Raw genomic sequence first — 1,455 nt, 5'->3', positions numbered from 1 at the left:
CGCGTCGACCGCCGGACCGTCGTGCGCCTCGGGATCGTGGCCGCCGTGTCGTACGCCGCGTGGCTGGCCATCGGCGCCTTCGGACGGCCGTACAACTTCTTCGACATGAAGATCTACCACGGCGCGGTGGTGTGGTGGGCCAGCGGAAACGAGCTGTACGACTTCGTCGCGCCGTCGACGACACTGGGCTTCACCTATCCACCGTTCGCCGGTGTGGTCATGCTCCCGATGTCCTGGCTGCCCGTCGACGGCGCCGGCTTCGTCAACGCCCTGGCCAGCATCGCCGCGCTCGCGGTCGTCCTGGCGGCGCTGCTGCGCCCCATCGTGGACCGGCTCGGCTGGCCGCTATGGTTCACCGTCGGCATCGCCACCCCGCTCGCGGTGGCCATCGAGCCGTCCCGGGAGACGCTCGGCTACGGCCAGGTCAACCTGCTGCTGTTCGCGCTCGTCATGGCCGACATGGTGGGCCTGCGCTGGCGCGCCAAGCGGGGCACCCACCACGAGACCGCCGCCTCGCCGCTGGCCCGCTTCGTCTACAGCGGCGCGTGGGCGGGCGTCGGCATCGGGCTCGCCACCGCCGTCAAGCTCACCCCGGCGTTGTTCGTCGCGTACCTGAAGCTCACCCGGCAGTGGCGCGCCGCGCTCACCGCCGTCGGCACCACGATCGGCGTGACCATCGCGACGTTCGGCCTGGTCGGTGAGGAGTCCCGCGCGTACTTCACGTGCGTGCTGTGGCAGACCGAGCGGGTCGGTGCGGCGGACATGACCGCCAACCAGTCGCTCGCCGGGCTGCTGGCGCGGCTCTACGACTCGATCGAGACGCCCGGCCTGCTCTGGCTCGCCTTCTCGGTGCTGCTCCTGGCGCTGGGCCTGTCCCGCGCGATCAGCGCCCGCGCCGACGGCGACGAGCTGACCGCGTTCACACTCGTCGGGCTCACCGCCAACGTGATCAGCCCGATCTCCTGGTCGCACCACCTGATCTGGGTCATCCCGGCGATCATCGTGCTGGCCGACGCCGCGGTACGCCGCCGCGACGCCAGCCGTGGCCTGCCCCTGCGCGGCAGCGGCCCCTCGGCCAACGGTGTGCCGGCGCTGCGCCCGCCGATCTGGTACCCGACGTTGACCGGGCTCCGCCACGGCGTCGGCGCGCTCGGGCTCTACCTGCTGTTCCTGATCTCACCGATCTGGCCGTACGAGCACCAACTCCCCGAGGTGTCCCACTACCAGGACGGCCTGTTCGGCGCGCTGATGGAGAACTCCCTGGCCATCGCGCTGATCGTGCTGGTGGCGGCGCTGCCGTGGCGTCCGGGAGCCGAGCCCGCGTTCTACCACGACCGGTTCAGCCGCGCGGCCGCGCTCGCCGGCCGGCGCTGAGCACTCAGGGGCAGTTCACCCATTCCTCGGTGCCGTCGTCGAAGACCTGCCGCTTCCAGATCGGCAGCCGCGCCTTCACCT

1 protein-coding gene and 1 pseudogene are annotated in these 1,455 nt (G+C 71.5%); one reads left to right on the top strand and one right to left on the bottom strand.

Features of this window, described 5'->3' with window-relative positions; genetic code table 11:
- A partial coding sequence (locus AB0L34_RS33815) for a glycosyltransferase 87 family protein (RefSeq protein WP_363709739.1) occupies positions 1 to 1,374 on the top strand: 1,374 nt, incomplete at its 5' end.
- A 4-nt stretch (positions 1,375 to 1,378) separates the two neighbouring features.
- Here the strand turns inward: AB0L34_RS33815 and AB0L34_RS33810 are convergent.
- Positions 1,379 to 1,455, bottom strand: a pseudogene (locus tag AB0L34_RS33810) (molybdenum cofactor biosynthesis protein MoaE); the annotation flags it as partial.

Source organism: Micromonospora sp. NPDC052213 (assembly GCF_040679695.1).
Lineage (GTDB): Bacteria > Actinomycetota > Actinomycetes > Mycobacteriales > Micromonosporaceae > Micromonospora.
This window is presented reverse-complemented; position numbering and strand designations above follow the sequence as displayed.